Origin of the sequence: Pseudomonas sp. G5001, assembly GCF_013385475.1 — a bacterium.
In the GTDB taxonomy this organism is placed as follows: domain Bacteria; phylum Pseudomonadota; class Gammaproteobacteria; order Pseudomonadales; family Pseudomonadaceae; genus Aquipseudomonas.
This window is the reverse complement of record NZ_JACAPZ010000003.1, coordinates 1-19,505: the sequence shown is the minus strand read 5'-3', so window position 1 is coordinate 19,505 and position 19,505 is coordinate 1. Positions and strand designations below refer to the sequence as shown.

Here is a 19,505-nt window from a genome sequence, read left to right as displayed (position 1 = left end):
TGCCGGAGTGAGGGAACGCCGAGCCACAGCGAGGCGCCGACAGGCGGGGCAGAGCGTTTTGGTTACTTTTGCGCTTTTCAAAAGTGACCCGCTGTAAGAGCGGAACCAATAGCAGCCGTTACCGCAGGAATGGATATGTACACGGTAAACGCCAACCCAAGGGGTCACTCATGTTCAACAAAATCCTCATAGCCAACCGTGGCGAAATCGCCTGCCGCATCCAGCGCACCGCCCAATCCCTGGGCTACCGCACCGTAGCAATCTACAGCGAAGCCGACACCGACGCCCTACACGTCCAGATGGCCGACGAAGCCATCAACATCGGCCCCGCCCCCGTCACCCAGTCCTACCTGAACATCGAAGCCATCCTCAACGCAGCCCACCGCACCGGCGCCGACGCCATCCACCCCGGCTACGGCTTCCTCTCCGAAAACCCCGACTTCGCCCGAGCCTGCGCAAACGCCGACCTCACCTTCATCGGCCCCAGCCCCGAAGCCATCGACCTGATGGGCAGCAAACGCCTCTCAAAAATCGCCATGCTCAACGCCGGCGTCCCCTGCATCAAGGGCTACCAAGGCCCCGACCAGGACGACCCAACCCTGCAACAACAAGCCACCCACATCGGCTACCCACTGATGATCAAGGCCAGCGCCGGCGGCGGCGGCCGCGGCATGCGCCTGGTACACAACCCCGACACCCTGCTGGAACACCTGCGCACCGCCCGCTCCGAAGCACAAAACGCCTTCGGCAGCGCCGAACTCATCCTCGAACAAGCCCTGATCGCCCCCCGCCACGTCGAAATCCAACTGTTCGGCGACACCCACGGCAACCTGATCTACCTCGGCGAACGCGACTGCTCGGTCCAGCGCCGCCATCAAAAAGTCATCGAAGAAGCCCCCTGCCCCGTCATGACCCCCGAGCTGCGCCAAGCCATGGGCGAAGCCGCCCTCAAGGCCGCGCGCGCCGTCAATTACGTCGGCGCCGGCACGGTGGAGTTCCTGCTCGACCGCGACGGCAATTTCTACTTCCTGGAAATGAACACCCGCCTGCAGGTCGAACACCCGGTCACCGAACTGATCACCGGCCTCGACCTCGTCGCCTGGCAACTGCACATCGCCGCCGGCCAACCTTTGCCCCTGAGTCAGGAACAAGTGACCCTCACCGGCCACGCCATGGAAGTGCGCCTGTACGCCGAAGACCCGGCCCAGGGCTTCCTCCCGCAAACCGGCGACGTACTGCGCTGGGACCCGGCGCCAGGTGTGCGCATCGATCATGGCGTGCTGGAAGGCCAGCGCATCACCCCGTTCTACGACTCGATGCTGGGCAAGATCATCGCCCACGGCGCCACCCGCGAAGAGGCCCGGCGCAAGCTGGTCAGGGCCGTGGAAGACTGCGTGCTGCTCGGCGTGCCCACCAACCAGCGCCTGCTGGCCAGCCTGCTCAAGCATCCACACTTCATCGCCGGCGATTTCAGCACCGGCTTTATTGCCGAACACTTCAGCGACATCCCGCGTACCCACGCGACCAACGAAGAGCTGGCCCTGGCCGCCGCGCTGTTTTACCAACACAGCGCCAGCGCTCACACCCAGCCATTATCCGGCTGGCGCAACAACGCCAGCGTACCCTGGACCTGGCAATTGGCCGAACACGACGAGCCCCGGACCATCAGCCTCAGTGTGCTGGCGGACAATTGCCTGCAAGTCGAGATTGATCAGCACGCCATCGAAATACGCGACCTCTCCACCGACGGACGCTGGGCCACCGCCGTTCTCAACGGCATTCGCCGTCGCATTGCCTACCACCTGCAAGGCACCCGGCTCGGGTTGCCCGGCGTGTGCATCAATGATCGAACCCAAACCGTCGCCACCCGCCAGGCCGAGGCCGGCAACGGCACGGTCAAGGCGCCGATGGATGGGGCAATTGTCGAAGTACGGGTCAGCGAAGGCGATTCGGTCAGCAAGGGCCAGCTGTTGCTGGTGCTGGAAGCGATGAAAATGGAGCACCCACTCAAGGCCGGCATGAGTGGCGTGGTCAAGCGAATCCAGGCGGTTGCAGGCGATCAGGTCAGGAACCGTCAGATTTTGCTGGAGATCGAGTAAGCCCTGGGCGGAACTAGCAGGCTTGGCTACGCTCTATCCCCATCAGGACGGGAAGAGTACGGGAACCTGCGATGCCTCATTGGCTGATTATTGATCTTGAAGCCACAACGGATGAAGGCGGCTGGCCCGTGACCGAGATGGAAATCATCGAAATCGGTGTGAGCCTGGTCAACCGCCAGGGCCGTGAACTGGACCATTTCCAGCGTTTCGTGCGGCCATTGCGCAGGCCGCTGCTGACGCCGTTCTGCCGCCAGTTGACCCACATCACCCAGGCGAATATCGACGCTGCCGCGCCGTTGATCGAGGTGTGGCCGCTGTTCGAACGCTGGCTTGGCCAGCACCAGGCACGCCTGGAAGGCTGGGCGAGCTGGGGTGACTACGATCGCCAGCAACTGGAACTGGAGTGGCAGCGCCATGGCTTGAGCAGCGTGCTGGGCCAGACGCCCCACGTGAACCTCAAGCAACGCTTCGCCAAGGCCCGGCGCCTGGACAAGCCGCTGGGGCTCAACGGCGCGCTGCAACTGGCCGGCATGCAGTTCCACGGCCAACAGCATCGGGCGCTGGAAGATGCACGCAATACCGCACGGCTGCTGCCGTTGATTTTGCCCGTGTAGAAGGCATACTGGCCGACCTTTCTTGACCCTTTTCCGAGGATTCGCCCATGTTTAAAGTCAACGAGTACTTCGACGGCACCGTCAAGTCGATCGCTTTCGGCACTGCAGAAGGTCCGGCGACCATCGGCGTCATGGCCCCGGGTGAATACGAGTTCGGCACTGCCCAGCGTGAAATCATGCACGTGGTATCGGGCGCACTGACCGTCAAGCTGCCAGACAGCACCGACTGGGAAACCTTCGCCGCCGGCAGCCAGTTCAACGTGCCAGCCAACAGCAAGTTCCAGCTGAAGGTGGCGGTCGACACCGCCTACCTGTGCGAATACCGCGGCTAAACGTTCGATAGCCCAAAAAAATGCCCGTCTCGCGAGAGACGGGCATTTTTCATTTCAGGGCTGCTTACTCCAGGATCGTCACCGGCATGCCGACTTCCAGGCGGCCCACCCCATCGTTGACCAGGTTCTGCCCGAACATCACATCGCCCTCTTGCTCGCGGTAGGTCTTGAGCGTGGCCAGCGGTTCGCGGTCGGCACTGCGCTCGCCACTCGCCGGGTCGATGGTGGTGAGGATGCAGCGTGAGCAGGACTTGACCACGCGAAACTCCACGTCACCGATCCGTATCCGCTTCCAGCCGTCTTCGGCAAAGGCTTCGCTGCCCTCGATCACCAGGTTGGGGCGAAAACGCAGCATCTCCATGGGCCGACCGATACGCTGGGACAGGTCATCCAGGGACGCCTGGCCGATCAGCAGCAACGGAAAGCCATCGGCAAACGCGACCTTGTCATCATCCTTGCCGTAGCCGGCCTCGGTCGTGCGCGCACGGGACAGCGGCACTTGCACCAGTCGCGTGGGTTTGCCGATGAATTCGCTGAGCCAGGCGCCCGCCTCGTCACCGGCATCCGGCACGCGCAAGGTGTCGCGCCAGATGGTCACGCCGCGCAACTCGGCATCGCTGCCGGGCAGTGGCACGTCAAGCGCAGGTTGGCCCTCGGCGCTCAAGGTCAGGCCACCGGCGCTGTTCCACAGCGCCGAGAGCTGGCTCATCCTGGCCACGGCGCGCTGGGTCAGGAAACGCCCGCTGGCCTCGTCCACCAACATCCAGCGTCGATCCCCGTCGAGCCCGAGTGTGTCCAGGCCGATCTGCTGCAAGGATTCACCCTTGCCGGACTTCAAGGGGTATCGGTACAACGCGCTGAGACGAAGCATGGGCCTGCATTCCTGAGGGACAAAGCCGTCACCCTAAGCTCAAGCCGGGACTTCGTCCAGCATCAGGCGCTGACGTACCACGTCCACCAACTTGTCGGGCTGGAACTTGGAGAGGAAGTTGTCGCAACCGACCTTCTTCACCATCGAGTCGTTGAAGCTGCCGGACAACGACGTGTGCAGCACCACGTACAGGCCGCGCAGGCGCGGGTCGTTGCGAATCTCGGTGGTCAGGCGGTAGCCGTCCATCTCGGGCATTTCGGCGTCGGTGAAGATCATCAACAGCTTGTCGGTCATCACCTGGCCACTGTCGGCCCAGGCCTTGAGCATGTTCAATGCCTTGAGGCCGTCGCTGGCAATGTGCATCTTCACCCCCAACTGTCCGAGGGTGTCACGCAGTTGCGAGAGGGCGACGTTGGAGTCATCCACCAGCAGCACTTCGCGGCCGCGGGCGCGTTCCAGCACCGGGTCTTCAAGTTTCTCGCGGGAAACCTTGGCGTTGTAGGGCACGATTTCGGCGAGGACTTTTTCCACGTCGATGATTTCCACCAACTGGTCATCGACCTTGCTGATGGCCGTCAGGTAATGCTGGCGCCCGGCACTTGCCGGCGGCGGCAGGATCGCCTCCCAGTTCATGTTGACGATGCGGTCGACGCCGCCCACCAGGAACGCCTGCACCGAGCGGTTGTACTCGGTGACGATAATGGTGCTGTTGGGGCCCGGAATCAGCGGACGCATGCCAATCGCCTGGGACAGGTCGATCACCGGCAACGTCTGCCCACGCAGGTTGACCACGCCGCAGACAAACGGGTGGCGCTGGGGCATCAGGGTCAACTTGGGCAGTTGCAGCACTTCCTGCACCTTGAACACGTTGATCGCGAACAGCTGCCGCCCGGCCAGGCGAAACATGAGGATCTCCAGGCGATTCTCACCCACCAATTGTGTGCGTTGATCTACCGTGTCGAGAATGCCGGCCATTAAAGACTCCTGGGGTTTAGCGGATGGATAGTGCTGGTCACTGAAGCAGGTTATCGGCGGCAAACGCCGGACCTTGACCCCCCACTAAAATGCCATGCAAATCCATTGATGTCACACTGACATCATGCTTTACTGAACCCGCTTCAGCGCAAGGCCCATCACCACCGCCGCGTGACCGCAAAGTCTGCGCGAGGTTCCGCTATGTAAGGGATTCCCCTATCCACAATCAGGACCAACCTGATATTCGCGATATCTAATAGCCATTAATGTGACGCCATTCTCATTGCATGAATGGAGTCAGGCTTTTGTTTGCTATCGCAAGCCCACGGCCAACGGATCATCCAGTGACTTATGTACTGGCACCCAAAGAAGTTGTGCGAATGTCCCTGGAAATTGTGGGGTACTCGGGCGACGGCCGTCATTCAAATAAATTTCCTACTGAAAAGTCGGAACGGGCCTACAGATATTCGTCATATTTCAGCGGTAGTTTTACGCCATTCAACCGGTGCAACATCTCATCATCCGATCGTATGTTCTGGAGACTTGTGTGATGAACGACGGCAAAGAGTGGCAACTTGCACTTCCCGAGTTCCTCCTCGAAGCGGAAATGTTGCTGGCCAAGTCTGAAGAATGCTTGAGCCACCTGCATTTGATCCGCAACGACAGTGACGCGATCGACTGCATGAAAACCAACCTGATCAAGCTCGCGGAAAAATCCGAAGCCCTGGCCCTGAGGGCGATCAGCGAGTTCTCACGGCATATCCAGTACCTGATCAGCAACGCCGCCAGCCCCCTGCAACTGCATGACGAAGCACTTGATGCACTGCACAACTGCCTCACCCTGCTGGCCTGGCAACTGGAGTTGATCGATACAAAAACCGGCAAGCTCGGCCTGGATGAAACGGAACAAACCGTGTTGATCGCCACCGTTGTCCAACACATCCCCCAAAGCGATTTCGGCTATAAGCAACAACACAGGCCTTACGCTATTTGAGGCTTCTTCGCATTTAAGCGACAAAAATGTCGCATTCAATTGCCTGATTATCTAAAAACGACACCACAACTATTTATGCATCACGCCGTCGTTAGCAGAAAAATATCAATAAGCCACTAACGACAATACTGATACAAAACAACTTCAATGATACAACTTCCCCACTCGTTGAACTCCGGGATTACCTTCCGGGACGCTGCCGTGATTAATACGCCTCATCCCGCTCGGCGCCAGGCGACCAACGGTAATAGTGGTGGTACCATGCCCCGCTCGAAGTGACTCAACTTCATGATGCATATAAACGTGAAATGCGCCTCCTATGTACGCCAGCCTGAAGTCACTCATCGCAAGGTCCGTGTCCCGAAGCAATGCACGCTGGATAACCCTCGCGCTATGCCTGTGCGCGTGCCTGCTCAGCCTGTGGGCTTATGCACACTCGGCCGATCTTCCCCTGGCGCTGTTGTCAGTGAACCTGGCCACCCTGCTGGTGGTGGGCTTGCAACAGTGGCGCTCACGCAAGTCCATCAAGTTCCAGCCCCAGGAGTTGGCCGACCGTCTGTTGCAGGTCCAGGAAAACGAACGTCATCGCCTCAGCCGCGAACTGCACGACGATATCGGCCAACTGTTGACCGCCGCCAAGCTGCAAAGTGAATGGCTCAAGCGCCGTCTTCCGGAAAACCTGCAGGGCCACTGTGCGGTGCTGTGCAACACCCTCAACGAAACCCTGGCCAAGGTGCAGGACGTGTCGGCCATCCTCAACCCCCGGCAACTGGCGAGCCTGGGCCTTGAGGCGAGCCTGCGGGCGCATCTGCTCAAGACCCTGGAAAACACCCGGGTAAGCTGGAGCCTGGAATGCCATCAACGGCTGACCGGCATCCCGGAAGAGATGGCTGTTGCCGCCTTTCGCATTACCCAGGAAGCCGTCACCAACATGCTGCGCCATGCCCAGGCACGTAACCTGCTGGTACGCCTGCAACGCCTGCCCGAAGGCCTGTCACTGTTTATCAGCGATGACGGCCAGGGCTTTTCGCCCGCCATCAACCCCGCCCAGGAAGGCCAGCGGGGCATGGCCGGGATGTCCGAGCGGATTGATCAACTGGGAGGCACATTGTCGGTCAATAGCCAGCCAGGCTCCGGGACGAGGATCGAAGCGCTTTTCCCCTGGGCGCCCCGCGCCCTCGAACGGGCCAACCCCCATAAGGTTCTAGAGTGACGTGCAACTTACTCCTGGTGGATGACCACTCCCTGATCAGGGCCGGCGTGCGTGCGCTGGTCATGGATATTCCCGGCTACGCGGTGATCGGTGAAGCGAGCGACGGCGCGCAGTTGCTGGAGCGGTTTGACGCGCTGCAACCCGACATCGTGCTGCTTGACCTGTCGATGAAGCACACCGGCGGGCTCGATGCATTGAAAGACCTCAAGCGCGCCTACCCGAAGAGCAAGGTGCTGATCCTGTCGATGCACACCGACCCGGAGCTGATCATGTGCGCGCTGGAGTCCGGCGCCCATGGCTACCTGCTCAAGGACACCACTGCCAATGAGCTGGAGCACGCGCTGCTGGCGTTGCGCAACAACGAACGCTACCTCAGCCCGGCAATCGCCCATACGGTGATCAACCAGGCGCTGATCCGCAATCAGGCCCAGGTCAACCCGCCGCCCCACAGCCACAACCTGACGGCACGCCAGTTGGAAATCCTGCGCTTGATCGTGCGCGGCAAGTCCACCCGTGAAATCGCCAATGGCCTGGGTCTGAGCATCAAGACCGTGGAAGCCCACCGCTCGCAGATCATGAAGCGCCTGCAGATTTTCGACGTGGCGGGCCTGGTGCTGTTCGCAGTGCGCGAACAGATCATCAGCCTTGACGATTAGTCAGCAACGGTGAGTCCTCCGGCAGATGCACCCGCAGTGCCTGGGGCAAGGCCGAGAAGTGCAAGTCGTCACCCTGGAGTGGTTCGCCGTCGAGGTTGATCGCCAGCCCTTCGGCGACCTTGATTTCGACCCACGGCAAGCGCGCCCGCACAAACATATTGTCCAGGCCCCAGCCGTCCGTCATCAGGTTGCGCAGGGTGCCGACCACTTCCTGCGGCGCCGGCAAGATGCTGATATCCAACAAACCATCATCGGCCAGGGCGCCGGGGCACAGCACGTGGCCACCACCGGCCTGGCGCCCGTTGCCGATGCCCAGGGCCAGCAGCTCGCCGCGCCAGTGAAAGTCAGGGCCCTGCAATTCACCGTAGGCCGCGCGCAACTCGCTGAAGCGTGACAGGCCGGTAAACAGATACGCCGCGCCACCGAGGACTTTCTTCAAGTCTTCGGAGGTGTTGGCGGTGACCTGGCTGCCAAAACCACCGGTGGCCATATTCAGGAAGATCTGCCCGCCTACTTCGCCCAGGTCGATGGCACGGGCCGGTACATCCAGCAGGTCCAGGGCCTGCTCGGGCTCCAGCGGCACACCGGCGGCGCGGGCAAAATCGTTGGCGGTACCGAGGGGCATCAGCACCAGGCTGGCCTCGGTCTTGGCCCGGGCCATGGCCTCGGCCACATCCCGCAGGGTGCCGTCACCGCCGCCGGCGATCAGCCGCGTGTAGCCATCGGCAAGGGCCTGATCGACAAACCGCTGGGCATCGCCACCCTCCCACGTCACCCGTACGGCCAGCTCCCAGCCCTGCTCGCGCTTGCCCTGCACTGCCGCCCGCACCTCTTCGTTGAGGGCTTGCTTGCCGTGCAGAATCAACAGTGCCTTGGGTGTGCTCATGGATGAATGCTCCTGGGTTTAAGGTTCCTGAGGGATGTTGACCGTGGCCAATCGAAAAAAAGCCATCGGATGTAGAAATTAACCGGGTTTTGTAGCGTTTCTGACACGGATCAACTCGCACTTGACGAAATCGACCTAGACTTATACCTATTCCCACCCGACAAGGCCGTCGCACCATGATCACCATGTCCGCCTTCCACTCCATGCTTATCCCCATCCTGACCGGCATGATCCTCCTGGCCATCGGCTTCAACTTCCGCGACAAACCCATCGGCGTGTTCGGCATGTGGATCGGCATGCTGCTGATCCTCGGCACCGTGGTTTACAAGATCCTCGCCAAACTCGCCGAATGACAATCTCACTCGCATTGCACATGACGGCCTCGTACACTCGGTCAATTCGTCGTTTTTAAGGTTGACCGCCTCGTGCTTGCCCGTCTGTTTGCCCTGCCCTGTTGCCTGCTTTTCTGCCTGCTGACCCTGCTGCCCATGGCGCCTGCCCACGCCGTGAGCCTGCCGGGGCTGCTGGGCAGCAACACCAAAACCCAGCCGCAAGCCGACGTCCCGTTGGGCCAGTCCCTGGACGAGGTGATCAAGACCCTGGAAAACGACCAGCAGCGCACCAAGCTGCTGAGCGACCTGAAAAAGCTTCGTGAGACCACGCAAAAGGCCCAGCCCGCCGCCGAACTGGGTGTACTCGGTCTGATCGGCGGTACGCTGTCGAGCCTGGAGCAACAATTCTCCGGTGCCGACAGCCCGCTCAATCGCTGGTCCAACGAGTTTGACCAGGCCAAGGATGAACTCACCGCACTGATGCTGCCGGCCAGCGAATGGCTGCCGATCATCTTTGCCTTTGCCATGATCCTGATGCTCTGGAGCCTGCTGGCCGCGATCCTGATCTGGCTCAGCCACCGGGTGCGCGAACGCTTCGGCCTGACCGAAGAACTGCCGCAACACCCCAAGACCTGGGACCTGCTGCGCTTTGCCCTGCGCAAGCTCGGCCCGTGGCTGATCGCGTTGGTGATCACCGTCTACATGAGTTACGCACTGCCCTCGTCCCTCGGCAAATCCCTGGCGATGGTGCTGGCCTACGCGCTGGTGGTGGGCACCTGCTTCTCGGCGATCTGCGTGGTCGCCTTTTCCGTACTCGACGGCCCGCACCGTCACCGCGCGTTGTACATCCTGCGCCACCAGGCCTTCCGGCCGTTGTGGCTGATCGGCAGCTTTGCCGCCTTTGGCGAAGCCGTCAGCGACCCGCGCCTGGCCGAGAGCCTGGGCCAGCACCTGTCCCATGTCGCCGCGACCATCGCCAATGTCATGGCCGCGCTGTCCACCGGTGTGTTCATCCTGCGATTCCGCCGGCCGATTGCGCACCTGATCCGCAACCAGCCGCTGTCCCGCCGCCTGACCCGCCGCGCCCTGAGTGACACCATCGAAATCGTCGGCACCTTCTGGTACCTGCCGGCGTTGCTGCTGGTGGGCATCTCGCTGTTCGCCACCTTCGTCTCCGCCGGCGACACCAGCACCGCCCTGCGCCAGTCGTTGTTGTGCACGGTGTTGCTGGTGCTGTGCATGGTGATCAACGGCCTGGTGCGCCGTCATTCACTCAAGCCGCAGCGTGGGCACAAGCGCCATGCGCTGTACTCCGAGCGCCTGAAAAGCTTCGTCTACACCCTCGCCCACCTGGTGGTGTGGCTGGTGTTTATCGAACTCGGCCTGCGGGTCTGGGGCCTGTCGCTGATCCGCTTTACCGAAGGCGACGGGCATGAAATCAGCGTCAAGCTGTTCGGCCTTGCCGGCACATTGCTGTTTGCCTGGCTGATCTGGATCCTCAGCGACACCGCGATCCACCACGCCCTCACCCGCTCGCGCAAAGGCCTGGCCAACGCGCGTGCGCAAACGATGATGCCGTTGATTCGCAACGTGCTGTTCGTGACCATCTTCATCATTGCCGCCATCGTCGCCCTGGCGAACATGGGCATGAACGTCACGCCGCTGCTGGCGGGTGCCGGTGTGATCGGCCTGGCCATCGGTTTTGGTGCACAGTCGCTGGTGGCGGATTTGATCACCGGCCTGTTCATCATTATCGAAGACTCCCTGGCAATTGATGACTACGTGGATGTCGGCGGCCACCTGGGGACGGTCGAAGGGTTGACCATCCGTACCGTGCGCCTGCGGGACATCGACGGCATCGTGCATACGATCCCGTTCAGTGAAATCAAAAGCATCAAGAACTACTCCCGGGAGTTCGGCTACGCGATCTTCCGGGTGGCGATTCCCTACAACATGGAAATCGACGACGCCATCAAGCTGATGCGCGACGTCGGGCAGAAGATGCGCAACGACCCGTTGCAGCGGCGCAATATCTGGTCGCCGCTGGAGATTCAGGGTGTAGAAAGTTTCGAGTCCGGCAGTGCGATTCTTCGCGCCCGCTTCAAGACCGCGCCGATCAAGCAGTGGGAGGTTTCGCGGGCGTTCAACCTGTCGCTCAAGCGTCACCTCGACGAAGCCGGGCTGGACCTGGCCACCCCACGCTTGAGCGTGCAAGTGGTGACAGCGGCGGGAGGCGTGCAAGAGAAAGAATAAGCGCTGCCCGGATGACGTCAGGATCAACAACAATAATCATGGAGAGTCCTTATGCGTTTGACCGGTCTTACACACCAATGGGTATTCGGCCTGCTGTGCGGTGTCGCCAGCAGCGCGGTCATCGCCGCCAGCAGCGGCCAGGACAGTGCCCGCGAAACCATCGCCGCCCAGGCCAAAGTACTGGAACCAGCCTTGCTGGAAACCCGGCGCGACATCCACGCCCATCCTGAACTGGGCAATACCGAACATCGCACCGCGGAGCTGGTGGCCAAGCAACTGCGGGAGATGGGGCTGGAGGTCAAGACCGGCGTGGCGCGCACGGGCGTTGTCGCCATCCTCAAGGGCGCCCTGCCCGGCCCGACCGTGGCCTTGCGCGCCGACATGGATGCGCTGCCGGTCAAGGAAGTCTCCGGCCTGCCCTTCGCCTCGAAGGCCAAGGGTGTGTACCTCGATAAAGAAGTCGACGTGATGCACGCCTGCGGCCACGACGCCCACACCGCCATCCTGCTGAGCACGGCGAAAATCCTTACAGGTATGCGCGATCGTCTGCCTGGGACCGTGGTGTTTTATTTCCAGCCGGCTGAAGAAGGCCCGAGCGACTTTATCCCCGACGGTAAAAACACTTGGGGCGCGAAGATGATGGTGCAGGAAGGGCTGATGAAATCGCCCAAGCCGGATGCCGTTTTTGGGCTGCATGTGTGGGCCGGGGTGCCTGCGGGGCAGATTGCGTATCGGCCGGGGCCGACGCTGGCGAGCTCGGATGACCTGCGGATCAAGATCCTGGGCAAGCAGACCCATGCGGGGCAGCCGTGGGATGGGATCGATCCGATTACCGTGGGGGCGCAGGCCATTGTGGGGCTGCAGACGGTGGTCAGTCGGCGTACCGACATTTCTTCGTTTCCGGCGGTGGTGAGTATTGGCACCATCAACGGAGGGACGCGGTACAACATCATTCCCGAGTCGGTGGACATGAGTGGGACCATTCGCTCCTACGACTATGGCATTCGCCAGAAGCTGCATGCGGATGTGCGGCAGACCGTAGAGAAGATTGCCGAGAGTGGTGGGGCGAAGGCTGAGGTGACGATCATTGAGAAGTACGACCCGACCATCAACAACCCGGCGCTGACCGAAAAGATGCTGCCGAGTTTGCGTTGGGCGGCGAATGGCGACGTAGTGAATGCCCCGTTGGTGGGTGGGGCTGAGGACTTCTCGTTTTATGCCAAGGAAGCGCCAGGGTTGTTTGTGTTTCTGGGGGTGACGCCGAGGGATCAGGACATGAGCAAGGCGGCGCCGAATCATAATCCGGGGTTCTTTGTGGATGAGTCGGCGTTGGTGGTTGGGGTTCGGACGCTGGCTTCGTTGGCGACGGATTATTTGTATGCCAATGCGGGGGATTGAGGGTATATCCGTTATTCAGGTAACGGCCGCCTAGGGTTCCGCTCTTGCCCCACCACTCTGCACCTCGCTCGGGCTTAAGTGTGGTGAAGCAACAGCAAACCCAAAGGCGGACACGATCCAAATGTGGGAGCGGGCTTGCTCGCGAAGGTCGTTAACGATGACGTGGGTATCCTGACTCAACGCGGCGCCCTCAGGTTTTTCGCGAGCAAGCCCGCTCCCACATACAGCGGCTCTGCTTTTGCTCTAACACCCAGGTCATCGGGGTAAAGCCCTGTGCTTACTTGGGGCTGGGCCGGCATTCCAGCTGTTCAAAAGTGAGCCGCTGTGAGAGCGGAACCAAAAGCCGCCGTGACCTAAATAACGGATACACACAGGCAAAACGTCAAACCACATCCACCCCCACATGAATCGCATCATGCCGCCAAAACTCCAGATCACAATCAATCAACCGCTCATGCTGATCATAATTAACCCGAGCAATCCGCAACCCCGGGCTCCCCACCGACACCCTCAACGCCGCCGCAGCCTCAACCTGCAATGACGTCGGCACAATCTCAAACCGCACCCGCCCGTAGTGCAAGTCATACACCCGCGCATACAACTCCGTAATCGACTGATTCAAATCACACCCCAGAATCCCCGGAAAATACTGCGGGTTCAGATAGTGCTCCACATACAACACCAACCGCCCATCAATCCTGCGCCCCCGGCAAATCTGAATCACGCTGGACAACGCCGGCAACTGCAACCACGCACACACCGCCGCCGAAGCCGGCTGCAACCGCGCCGAAATCACCTCGGTCGACGGCACCCGACCCTGGGCACTCACCATCGCGTGAAAATGACTGCGCTGCATCAGGTTATAGGCAAGCCTGGGCGGTGACACAAACCACCCCCGCCGCTCCTCGCGATAAATCTGCCCTTGGGCCTCAAGTTGTAACAAGGCTTCCCGCACCGTAATGCGGGTGGTACCAAACAACTCGCTGAGCTTGCGCTCGGCCGGCAGCTTACTGGCAGGCGCCAACAAGCCATGGTCGATCTGCTCTTGCAGCGCCAGGCCAATGGTTGTCACCGCCTTGGTTGCCTCATCACGCATCAACGTTACCTATCTGGACTAGACCAGCACTATTCAGGTGCACAAAACGCCCGCTAAACGCGCCTCTGCTGTTGCGTGCAAGCCTAGGCATTGCACATGACCGACAGATGACAGCGCCTCGCGACGTCCTGCCACAAGACCTGCAATACATCGGCCAAGTCCAAGGCTTCCGGGCGGTTGGGCATGGTCTACGCTTACCCGGTGATCCCCCGTCCAGGCCAACAAAAAACGACATCGACATGAAACTGTCATCCGCCACGCCTAAATTGGCTCGTGTATTGCTGACCTAGACCAACACCACCGCAAACGTCGATAAAAACGCAGCGTTGAAAACGCCCAAAGGAGCTTCGGATGAAACAGCTTTTCCTGGCATCACTGTTAGGCTCGACCATTGCCATGTGCACCGCCGCCATGGCCGCTGATACCGATCTAAAAACCCTGGAAGCCGCCGCGAAAGCGGAAGGCGCCGTCAACAGCGTCGGCATGCCCGATGACTGGGCCAACTGGAAAGGCACCTGGGACGACCTGGCCAAGACCTACGGCCTCAAGCACATCGACACCGACATGAGCTCCGCCCAGGAAGTCGCCAAGTTTGCGGCAGAGAAAGACAACGCCAGCGCCGACATCGGCGACGTGGGTGCAGCCTTCGGCCCGATCGCGGTGAAACAGGGCGTTACCCAACCGTACAAACCGACCACCTGGGCACAAGTCCCGGATTGGGCGAAAGACAAGGACGGTAACTGGGCCCTGGCCTACACCGGCACCATCGCCTTTATCGTCAACAAAAAGCTGTTGCACGGCTCCGAAGCTCCGAAAAGCTGGGCTGACCTGAAGACCGGCAAATACAAGGTTTCCATCGGTGACGTGAGCACCGCCGCCCAGGCGGCCAACGGCGTACTCGCCGCCGCACTGGCCAACGGTGGCGACGAGAAGAACATTCAGCCGGCGCTGCTGATGTTCGCCGACATCGCCAAGCAAGGCCGCCTGTCGCTGGCCAACCCAACCATCGCCACCATGGAAAAAGGCGAAGTGGAAGTGGGCGTGGTCTGGGACTTCAACGGCCTGAGCTACAAGGCCAAGATGGCCAACCCGGATGACTACGTGGTGCTGATCCCATCGGACGGCTCGGTGATTTCCGGCTACACCACCATCATCAACAAATACGCCAAGCACCCGAACGCCGCCAAGCTGACCCGCGAATACATCTTCAGCGACGCCGGCCAGACCAACCTGGCGCGTGGCAATGCGCGGCCGATCCGTGCCGAGCACCTGACCTTGCCAGCCGACGTACAGGCCAAGCTGCTGCCTAACGAGCAGTACAAGAAAGTCACGCCGATCAAGGACGCCGACGCTTGGGAGAAGACCTCCAAGGCACTGCCGCAGAAGTGGCAGGAAGAAGTCATCATCAATATGCAATAAGGCTGTAACCCACATTGGAGATCCGCTGGAGATCCAATGTGTGAGCGGGCTTGGGTGGGAGCGGGCTTGCTCGCGAAAGCGCAGTGTCAGTCAATACATGTGTGACTGACCCACCGTCTTCGCGAGCAAGCCCGCTCCCACAAAAGCCCACTCCCACACTTAACTGCGTTCCCTCAGGGGAAATTGAGTCAAGCCTATTTGTTGCGGAGCCCCAGCCCCTATGAAGCACAACGTCATCCTTGTCGTGCTCGACGGCCTGAATTACGAGGTTGCCCGACACGCCATGGGGCACTTGCAGGCCTATGTCGGCGCAGGACGCGCAGCACTGTACAAACTGGAATGTGAACTGCCGGCCCTGTCCCGGCCACTGTACGAATGCATCCTCACCGGCGTCCCGCCGATCCAGAGCGGCATCGTCCACAACAACGTCTCGCGCCTGTCCAACCAGCGCAGCATTTTCCATTACGCCACCGACGCCGGTTTATCCACGGCGGCGGCGGCTTATCACTGGGTCAGCGAGTTGTATAACCGCTCGCCCTTTATCGCCGCCCGGGATCGGCATACCAGCGACCCGGCCCTGGCGATCCAGCACGGGCATTTCTACTGGAATGACCATTACCCGGACTCGCACCTGTTTGCCGACGCCGAAAGCCTGCGCCTCAAACACGCGCCGAATTTCCTGGTGGTGCACCCGATGAACATCGACGATGCCGGCCACAAGCACGGCCTCGACACCCCGCAATACCGCAACAGCGCGCGCTCGGCCGACATCATCCTCGCCGACTACCTGCAAGGCTGGCTCGACGCCGGTTACCAGGTACTGGTGACGGCCGACCACGGCATGAACAACGACCGCTCCCACAACGGCCTGCTGCCGGAAGAACGGGAAGTGCCGCTGTTTGTGCTGGGTGATGCCTTCAGCCTCGACACCCACGCCACGCCCAAACAAACCGAGCTGTGCGGCACCGTCTGCGAGCTGTTGGGTGTACCCCACGACAAACCTGTATGCCGGGAGCTGTTGAAGTGAATTCAGTGATCCGCGGCAAATGGCTGGCCGCCTTGTGCCTGGTGCCCTTCGCGCTGTTTTTTATCGTGTTCGAGATCGCTCCGCTGCTCTGGGTGCTGGTCAGCAGCCTGCAATCGGAAGAGTTTGGCTGGGGCCTGGCCAACTTCAGCAAGATCGCCAATTCGAAATTCTACCTGCAGGCAATCCAGTACAGCCTGGAGATCAGTTTCTACTCCAGTGTGTTCGGGATCGTCATTGCCGTGCTGGGCAGTTACTCGCTGCGTCGGGTGGATGGCCGGCTGCGCAATTTCGTGACCGCCTTCGCCAACATGACCAGCAACTTCTCCGGCGTACCCCTGGCCTTCGCCTTCATCATCCTGCTGGGGTTCAACGGCAGCATCACCATCATGCTCAAGCAGGCCGGGATCATTCAGGACTTCAACCTGTATTCCAAGACCGGGTTGATCATCCTTTATACCTATTTCCAGATTCCCCTCGGCGTACTGCTGCTCTACCCGGCCTTTGACGCGTTGCGCGAAGACTGGCGCGAGTCCGCTTCGTTGCTCGGCGCGGATGGCTGGCAATACTGGCGGCATATCGGCTTGCCGGTGCTGACCCCAGCGCTGCTGGGCACCTTCGTGATCCTGCTGGCCAACGCTCTCGGCGCCTACGCCACGGTGTACGCGCTGACCACCGGCAACTTCAACGTGCTGCCGATCCGCATCGCGGCGATGGTCTCCGGCGATATTTCCCTGGACCCGAACATGGCCAGTGCCCTGGCCGTGGTGCTGGTAGCGCTCATGACGGTGGTGACCGTAGTCCATCAACTGCTGCTCAAGAGGAGCTACCATGTCTCGCGCTGAACCTGGCTCGGCCGCCCTCTACCATCGCGTAGTGGTGTACCTGTTGCTTGCTGTCCTGGTGCTGCCATTGCTCGGCACCCTGGTCTACTCCATCGCCAGCAGTTGGTCGGCGACCATCCTGCCATCCGGCTTTACCTTCAAATGGTATATCCAGCTGTGGAGTGACCCGCGCTTCCTGAATGCCTTCGGCCAGTCGCTGCTGGTGTGCGTCGGCGCGCTGATCTTGTCGGTGGTGCTGATCCTGCCGCTGCTGTTTGTGGTGCATTACCACTTTCCGAAACTCGACGCGCTGATGAACATTTTGATCCTGCTGCCCTTCGCGGTGCCGCCGGTGGTGTCGTCGGTGGGGCTGTTGCAGCTCTATGGCTCGGGGCCATTTGCGATGGTAGGTACGCCGTGGATCCTGATCGGTTGCTACTTCACCGTGGCGCTGCCGTTCATGTATCGGGCGATCACCAACAACCTGCAAGCGATCAACCTGCGGGACCTGATGGATGCCGCCCAACTGCTCGGTGCCAGCACCTTTCAGGCGGCGTTCCTGGTGGTGCTGCCGAACCTGCGCAAGGGCTTGATGGTGGCATTGCTGCTGTCGTTCTCGTTCCTGTTCGGCGAGTTCGTGTTCGCCAACATCCTGGTGGGCACCCGCTACGAAACCCTGCAGGTGTACCTCAACAATATGCGTAACAGCAGCGGCCACTTCACCAGTGCCCTGGTGATCTCCTATTTCTTCTTTGTGCTGGTGCTGACCTGGGCCGCCAACATCTTGAACAAGGACAAAAGCCAATGAGCTTCGTCAGCGTCCAACACCTGCAAAAAGGCTACGCCGGTACGCCGGTATTCAGTGACATCAACTGCGAAATCGCCAAGGGCGAATTCGTCACCCTGCTTGGCCCGTCGGGCTGCGGCAAGTCGACCCTGCTGCGCTGCATCGCCGGCCTGACCTCGGTGGACAGCGGGAAAATCCTGCTGGATGGCCAGGATATCGTCCCGCTGAGCCCACAGAAACGGCATATCGGCATGGTGTTCCAGAGCTACGCGCTGTTCCCCAACATGACCGTGGAACAGAACGTCGCCTTCGGCCTGCGCATGCAGAAGGTCAATGCCGACGACAGCCACAAACGCGTGCAGGAAGTGTTGCAACTGGTGGAGCTGAAAGAACTCGCCGGCCGCTACCCGCACCAGATGTCCGGCGGCCAGTGCCAGCGCGTGGCTCTCGCCCGCTCGCTGGTGACGCGCCCGCGCTTGCTGTTGCTCGACGAGCCGTTGTCGGCCCTCGATGCACGGATTCGCAAGCACCTGCGTGAACAGATTCGCCAGATCCAGCGTGAGCTGGGCCTGACCACCATCTTCGTGACCCATGACCAGGAAGAAGCCCTGACCATGTCCGACCGGATCTTCCTGATGAACCAGGGCAAGATCGTACAGAGCGGCGATGCCGAGACCCTCTACACCGCGCCGGTGGATGTGTTCGCCGCGGGCTTTATCGGCAACTACAACCTGCTGGACGCCGACAAGGCCAGCAAACTGTTGCAGCGTCCGATCACCGGGCGCATCGCCATTCGCCCGGAGGCCATCGAGCTCAGCCGCAGCGGTGAGCTGGATGCGTTGGTGCGCAGCCACAGCCTGTTGGGCAACGTGATTCGCTACCGCATCGAAGCCCGGGGCGTGGAATTGGTGGTGGATGTGCTTAACCGCTCGGCTGACGATCTGCACCCGGATGGTCAGAGATTGGCACTTTCCATCGACCCAAGTGCGTTGTGTGAAGTAGCCTGACGCACGATTTATTTGAGAGAGCGTGACAGATGGCATTGGTAATTTTTGATCTGGACGACACCCTGATCCACGGCGACTGCGCCACCCTGTGGAGCGAGCAGATGGGCCGCCTGGGCTGGGTGGATGGTGAGTCGTTCATGCGCAAGAACGACGAACTGATGGCGGCCTACAGCCGCGGTGAGCTGGCCATGGAGGATTTCATGGACTTCAGCCTGGAGCCGATGATTGGCCGCACGCCGGAAGAGATCGAGCACCTTGTAGAGCCGTGGGTGGAAGACGTTATCGAGCCGCTGATCTACAGCGAAGCCACCCGTACCATTGCACAGCACCGCAAGAATGGTGACCGGATTTTGGTGATCTCGGCGTCGGGGACGCACTTGGTCAAGCCGATTGCGGCGCGTATCGGCATTGATGAAGTGCTGGGGATTGAGCTGGACGTCGCCCATGGGGTGTACAGCGGCAAGACCACAGGTGTACTGACTTACCGCGAAGGCAAGATCACTCGCCTGATGGAATGGCTGGAGCAGGAAGGTGAGCACCTTGATGGGGCGTACTTCTACTCGGATTCGCGCAATGATTTGCCGCTGTTGCTGAAGGTGGAGAACCCGCAGGTGGTGAATCCGGACCCGGTGCTGCGGGCGCATGCTGAGAAGGCTGGGTGGCCGATTCATCATTGGGTGTGACGTTTTGTGCTGGTTTGAGGTGGGTACATATCCGTTATTTAG

General features: G+C 60.7%; 18 protein-coding genes and 1 pseudogene. 15 read left to right on the top strand and 4 right to left on the bottom strand.

The features are described 5' to 3' along the window. Positions 1-170 precede the first annotated feature (170 nt). The 3 genes from HX805_RS01250 to HX805_RS01240 all read left to right on the top strand — a co-directional run bounded on the left by HX805_RS01250 (position 171) and on the right by HX805_RS01240 (position 3,045). Positions 171-2,099, top strand: a complete 1,929-nt coding sequence (locus HX805_RS01250; protein ID WP_177116521.1) for an acetyl/propionyl/methylcrotonyl-CoA carboxylase subunit alpha — start codon at positions 171-173, stop codon at positions 2,097-2,099. 71 nt (positions 2,100-2,170) lie between these two features. Then, on the top strand, positions 2,171-2,713 hold the full coding sequence (locus HX805_RS01245; RefSeq protein WP_003219774.1) for an exonuclease domain-containing protein: 543 nt from the start codon (positions 2,171-2,173) through the stop codon (positions 2,711-2,713). 47 nt (positions 2,714-2,760) lie between these two features. Then, positions 2,761-3,045 (top strand): pyrimidine/purine nucleoside phosphorylase, encoded by a 285-nt coding sequence (locus HX805_RS01240; RefSeq protein ID WP_003183665.1) that lies wholly within the window; start codon positions 2,761-2,763, stop codon positions 3,043-3,045. A 64-nt stretch (positions 3,046-3,109) separates the two neighbouring features. Here the strand turns inward: HX805_RS01240 and HX805_RS01235 are convergent, their stop codons facing one another. Beyond that, entirely contained in the window at positions 3,110-3,916 is an 807-nt protein-coding gene (locus HX805_RS01235; RefSeq protein WP_003219772.1) for an MOSC domain-containing protein, read from the bottom strand. 39 nt (positions 3,917-3,955) lie between these two features. Further along, positions 3,956-4,891 (bottom strand): chemotaxis protein CheV, encoded by a 936-nt coding sequence (locus HX805_RS01230; protein ID WP_003219769.1) that lies wholly within the window; start codon positions 4,889-4,891, stop codon positions 3,956-3,958. Between the two features lie 550 nt (positions 4,892-5,441). Between HX805_RS01230 and HX805_RS01225 the strand changes: the two genes are divergently transcribed. The 3 genes from HX805_RS01225 to HX805_RS01215 all read left to right on the top strand — a co-directional run bounded on the left by HX805_RS01225 (position 5,442) and on the right by HX805_RS01215 (position 7,754). After that, positions 5,442-5,885 carry a hypothetical protein gene (locus HX805_RS01225; protein ID WP_003219767.1) on the top strand — a complete coding sequence of 148 codons (444 nt, stop codon included), beginning with the start codon at positions 5,442-5,444 and terminating at the stop codon, positions 5,883-5,885. Positions 5,886-6,204: 319 nt separating this feature from the next. Next, complete coding sequence (locus HX805_RS01220) at positions 6,205-7,098, top strand: sensor histidine kinase (RefSeq protein ID WP_003219766.1); 894 nt, start codon at positions 6,205-6,207, stop codon at positions 7,096-7,098. Beyond that, positions 7,095-7,754, top strand: coding sequence for a response regulator transcription factor (locus HX805_RS01215; RefSeq protein ID WP_003219763.1), 660 nt, complete (start codon positions 7,095-7,097; stop codon positions 7,752-7,754). Before HX805_RS01220 ends, HX805_RS01215 begins: the two co-directional genes overlap by 4 nt. Here the strand turns inward: HX805_RS01215 and yegS are convergent. Continuing rightward, positions 7,716-8,640: pseudogene (gene yegS, locus HX805_RS01210) on the bottom strand (lipid kinase YegS); the annotation flags it as partial. The gene HX805_RS01215 and the pseudogene yegS sit on opposite strands and share 39 nt — an antisense overlap. Positions 8,641-8,816: 176 nt before the next feature. On the opposite strand from yegS, the gene HX805_RS01205 reads away from it, so the two are divergent. From HX805_RS01205 to HX805_RS01195, 3 genes are all read left to right on the top strand, one after another. Beyond that, positions 8,817-8,993, top strand: coding sequence for a hypothetical protein (locus tag HX805_RS01205; protein WP_003219760.1), 177 nt, complete (start codon positions 8,817-8,819; stop codon positions 8,991-8,993). Between the two features lie 72 nt (positions 8,994-9,065). Then, entirely contained in the window at positions 9,066-11,225 is a 2,160-nt protein-coding gene (locus HX805_RS01200) for a mechanosensitive ion channel family protein (protein WP_003219758.1), read from the top strand. Between the two features lie 51 nt (positions 11,226-11,276). Continuing rightward, entirely contained in the window at positions 11,277-12,623 is a 1,347-nt protein-coding gene (locus tag HX805_RS01195; protein ID WP_177116520.1) for an amidohydrolase, read from the top strand. A gap of 382 nt (positions 12,624-13,005) precedes the next feature. On the opposite strand, the gene HX805_RS01190 is transcribed toward HX805_RS01195, so the two are convergent. Continuing rightward, complete coding sequence (locus HX805_RS01190) at positions 13,006-13,719, bottom strand: UTRA domain-containing protein (protein ID WP_003219754.1); 714 nt, start codon at positions 13,717-13,719, stop codon at positions 13,006-13,008. A 351-nt stretch (positions 13,720-14,070) separates the two neighbouring features. On the opposite strand from HX805_RS01190, the gene HX805_RS01185 reads away from it, so the two are divergent. The 6 genes from HX805_RS01185 (at position 14,071) to HX805_RS01160 (ending at position 19,463) form a co-directional block, all read left to right on the top strand. Next, positions 14,071-15,138: an ABC transporter substrate-binding protein gene (locus HX805_RS01185; protein WP_003219752.1), complete on the top strand. Its 1,068-nt coding sequence runs from the start codon at positions 14,071-14,073 to the stop codon at positions 15,136-15,138. Positions 15,139-15,358: 220 nt separating this feature from the next. Next, positions 15,359-16,165: an alkaline phosphatase family protein gene (locus HX805_RS01180; protein ID WP_177069473.1), complete on the top strand. Its 807-nt coding sequence runs from the start codon at positions 15,359-15,361 to the stop codon at positions 16,163-16,165. Then, positions 16,162-17,007: an ABC transporter permease subunit gene (locus HX805_RS01175; protein ID WP_177010029.1), complete on the top strand. Its 846-nt coding sequence runs from the start codon at positions 16,162-16,164 to the stop codon at positions 17,005-17,007. Before HX805_RS01180 ends, HX805_RS01175 begins: the two co-directional genes overlap by 4 nt. Beyond that, positions 16,994-17,794, top strand: coding sequence for an ABC transporter permease (locus HX805_RS01170; RefSeq protein ID WP_102369616.1), 801 nt, complete (start codon positions 16,994-16,996; stop codon positions 17,792-17,794). Before HX805_RS01175 ends, HX805_RS01170 begins: the two co-directional genes overlap by 14 nt. Further along, entirely contained in the window at positions 17,791-18,780 is a 990-nt protein-coding gene (locus HX805_RS01165; RefSeq protein ID WP_003219745.1) for an ABC transporter ATP-binding protein, read from the top strand. The genes HX805_RS01170 and HX805_RS01165 overlap by 4 nt, the downstream gene beginning before the upstream one ends. Before the next feature lie 29 nt (positions 18,781-18,809). Beyond that, entirely contained in the window at positions 18,810-19,463 is a 654-nt protein-coding gene (locus HX805_RS01160) for an HAD family phosphatase (RefSeq protein ID WP_003219744.1), read from the top strand. Positions 19,464-19,505: the final 42 nt, after the last annotated feature.

Coding starts and splice junctions, on each gene's coding strand:
- HX805_RS01250 (WP_177116521.1), top strand. CDS start 171: ATGTTCAACAAAATCCTCATAGCCAACCGTGGCGAAATCGCCTGCCGC.
- HX805_RS01245 (WP_003219774.1), top strand. CDS start 2,171: ATGCCTCATTGGCTGATTATTGATCTTGAAGCCACAACGGATGAAGGC.
- HX805_RS01240 (WP_003183665.1), top strand. CDS start 2,761: ATGTTTAAAGTCAACGAGTACTTCGACGGCACCGTCAAGTCGATCGCT.
- HX805_RS01235 (WP_003219772.1), bottom strand. CDS start 3,916: ATGCTTCGTCTCAGCGCGTTGTACCGATACCCCTTGAAGTCCGGCAAG.
- HX805_RS01230 (WP_003219769.1), bottom strand. CDS start 4,891: ATGGCCGGCATTCTCGACACGGTAGATCAACGCACACAATTGGTGGGT.
- HX805_RS01225 (WP_003219767.1), top strand. CDS start 5,442: ATGAACGACGGCAAAGAGTGGCAACTTGCACTTCCCGAGTTCCTCCTC.
- HX805_RS01220 (WP_003219766.1), top strand. CDS start 6,205: ATGTACGCCAGCCTGAAGTCACTCATCGCAAGGTCCGTGTCCCGAAGC.
- HX805_RS01205 (WP_003219760.1), top strand. CDS start 8,817: ATGATCACCATGTCCGCCTTCCACTCCATGCTTATCCCCATCCTGACC.
- HX805_RS01195 (WP_177116520.1), top strand. CDS start 11,277: ATGCGTTTGACCGGTCTTACACACCAATGGGTATTCGGCCTGCTGTGC.
- HX805_RS01190 (WP_003219754.1), bottom strand. CDS start 13,719: ATGCGTGATGAGGCAACCAAGGCGGTGACAACCATTGGCCTGGCGCTG.
- HX805_RS01185 (WP_003219752.1), top strand. CDS start 14,071: ATGAAACAGCTTTTCCTGGCATCACTGTTAGGCTCGACCATTGCCATG.
- HX805_RS01180 (WP_177069473.1), top strand. CDS start 15,359: ATGAAGCACAACGTCATCCTTGTCGTGCTCGACGGCCTGAATTACGAG.
- HX805_RS01170 (WP_102369616.1), top strand. CDS start 16,994: ATGTCTCGCGCTGAACCTGGCTCGGCCGCCCTCTACCATCGCGTAGTG.
- HX805_RS01165 (WP_003219745.1), top strand. CDS start 17,791: ATGAGCTTCGTCAGCGTCCAACACCTGCAAAAAGGCTACGCCGGTACG.
- HX805_RS01160 (WP_003219744.1), top strand. CDS start 18,810: ATGGCATTGGTAATTTTTGATCTGGACGACACCCTGATCCACGGCGAC.